Source organism: Flavobacterium sp., assembly GCF_028712645.1.
In the GTDB taxonomy this organism is placed as follows: domain Bacteria; phylum Bacteroidota; class Bacteroidia; order Flavobacteriales; family Flavobacteriaceae; genus Flavobacterium.
Genome location: NZ_JAQTPQ010000377.1, coordinates 1 through 2,622, shown reverse-complemented (window position 1 = coordinate 2,622; position 2,622 = coordinate 1). Strand labels below are relative to the sequence as shown.

At 34.3% G+C, this 2,622-nt stretch carries 3 protein-coding genes and 1 riboswitch; all 3 genes read left to right on the top strand.

The window, feature by feature from the left end:
* On the top strand, positions 1 to 571 hold a 571-nt coding region (locus PHC28_RS18100; protein WP_300103813.1), incomplete at its 5' end, for a PLP-dependent transferase.
* Positions 572 to 651: 80 nt separating this feature from the next.
* Positions 652 to 861: a hypothetical protein gene (locus PHC28_RS18095; RefSeq protein WP_300103809.1), complete on the top strand. Its 210-nt coding sequence runs from the start codon at positions 652 to 654 to the stop codon at positions 859 to 861.
* Positions 862 to 1,032: 171 nt separating this feature from the next.
* A riboswitch (SAM riboswitch) is annotated at positions 1,033 to 1,138 on the top strand.
* 79 nt (positions 1,139 to 1,217) lie between these two features.
* On the top strand, positions 1,218 to 2,622 hold a 1,405-nt coding region (locus tag PHC28_RS18090; RefSeq protein ID WP_300103805.1), incomplete at its 3' end, for an alpha/beta fold hydrolase.

Below are 2,622 nucleotides of genomic sequence, written 5' to 3'. Positions count from 1 at the left end.
AGAACCATCAGCAAGTTATCACGGATTAGTGTATCACGAAGCACTGGGAAATGCTGCTTTTATTGCCAAAGTTCGTGTCGAAGGTTTGCGGGATTATGGAGCAGCTTTGAGTCCGTTTAATGCTTTGCAAATTATTCAGGGACTCGAAACTTTACCCGTTCGAGTCCAGAAGCACAGCGAAAACGGATTGGCTTTGGCCAAATGGTTAGAAAGTCAAGATCAAGTAGCTTGGGTCAATTATCCAGGATTAAAGTCCAGTAAATATTATGATTTGGCAACACAATATTTACCTAAAGGGCAAAACGGTTTACTAACTTTCGGGCTAAAAGGAGGTTTTGAAGCTGCCAAGAAAGTGGCCGATGAAACAAAGTTATTCTCGCTTTTAGCCAATATTGGAGACACGAAATCTTTAATTATTCATCCAGCCAGTACCACGCACCAGCAGTTGTCAGATGCAGAACAGGTCGCAACCGGAGTAACTAAAGATTTAATAAGACTCTCGGTCGGGTTAGAAGATATCGAAGATTTGAAAGCAGATTTGAAGACCGTATTCGAGAATTTAAAAGTATAAAAACAAACATATTTGAACTTAGGAAAACTGAATTCAATATGTTTAAAATAAAAAATTAGAACATCTAAAAAAAAGACATTATGAAAACACTAAAATATATTTTAAAAGCAATTCCATTTTTCAAAAGTTTGAATATAAAAACAAAAGCAAATAGTACTGATAAGGATGACTTTGAATTTACTCATACCAAATTTGGTGTAAATTTAAAACAAACTTCAACCTCTGATAAAACTCCGAATTCTTTGTTTCATCAAATGTATTCTGAAGAAAACGAAACGCTTTTTATCTAAAAAAAAGAGGTTAAATAGTATTTGAATTTCAAAACAAGCAGCAGTGGGAGTCTCTAAGCAGACTCTCTTTGTTGCGGGTTTTATTTTAATTAAAAAACCAACTAACGTAAAATTTGGTGGTTAAAAAAAATAGTGGTTAATTTGTGCCTTTAAGTTCACGATTGTATTGAAATGTTATAAAGAAAGCTCGAGGGAATAGACCCGATGAAAGCTTAGCAACCCTTTGAAAACGAAGAAGGTGCTACATTCTATCCCGTTTTTTGGGAGAAGATAACAACAAGAATTTATCTAGTTTACTTCTAGTTTTCTTTCTAATATTTCCAGACACAAATCAAAAATTATAAAAGATTTGAAAATTGGAAAATAAACCAACAATAATTATCATACAAAATTTCACTACTGAAAGTGGTGTCATTTGTCCTACAATCCATTTAAGTTATCAAACTTTTGGGTTGCCAATAAATACTGCTCCAATTGTTTTGGTCAATCACGCCTTGACCGGAAACTCACAGGTTGTTGGCGAAAATGGCTGGTGGAACGATTTGATTGGCATCGATAAAACCATCGATATTCGAAAATATACCATCGTTTCATTTAATGTTCCCGGAAATGGTTTTGATGGAAACATAATCGAAAATTATTTGGATTTTAATGCTAGAGACATCGCGAGACTTTTCTTGGAAGGAATTCGATTTTTGAAAATAAAAGAATTGTTTGCTTTAATAGGTGGTTCAGTAGGTGGCGGAATTGCTTGGGAAATGGTGGCTTTGGAGCCCAAATTAACACACAATTTCATTCCAATTGCTACTGATTGGAAATCGACAGATTGGCTGATTGCGAATTGTTATTTGCAAGAAAAAATATTAAATAATTCTTCTCATCCCATCGAAGATGCGCGCATTCACGCAATGATGTGCTATCGAACACCTGAATCTTTCAAAGAAAAATTTCAACGAAATTCAACAGAATCTTTAGAGTCGTTTGAAGTAGAAAGTTGGCTGAATCATCACGGAGAGAAATTGCAAAAAAGGTTTCAACTTTCGGCCTACAAAATGATGAATCAGTTGCTTAAAACCATTGATATTACTAGAGGCAGAACTTCGTTGGAAAAAATAATTTCTGAAGTTGATGCCAATATTTATATCATCGGAATCAACTCGGATTTGTTTTTTACGGCCAATGAAAATCGGGAAACGTATCACGAAATAAAGAAATTCAAGAACAATGTATTTTATAGCGAGATTGATTCGCAACACGGTCACGATGCGTTTTTAATGGAATACGATCAATTAAGCAATTTACTGGATGTTGTTTTTAAAAATAAAAAAGACAAAATGAAAATATTGAAATTTGGCGGAAAATCATTGGCCAACGGAGAAGGAATAAACAAAGTTTTAGACATTATAATCGACAAAAAAAGTAAAAGTGAAAACATAGCTGTGGTTGTTTCGGCACGAGGAAATGCAACCGACGAACTAGAAGACATTTTAATGATTGCGGCCAAAAACGGTAATTACAAACCCTTGTTAGAAAGTTTTAAAAGCTACCAACAAAATGGTTTCGCAAATATTGATTTGTCGCAAGAATTTGCAACTCTAGACAAGCTTTTTGAAGGCATAAGTTTGATAGGTGACTATAGCGAAAAAATTAAAGATCAAGTTTTGTCGCAAGGCGAAGTGATTTCGGCCAAAACAATAACTTCTCTTTTGAATGAAAAAGGAATTAATGCCCAGTTTGCTGATTCTCGCGAATTGATAAAAA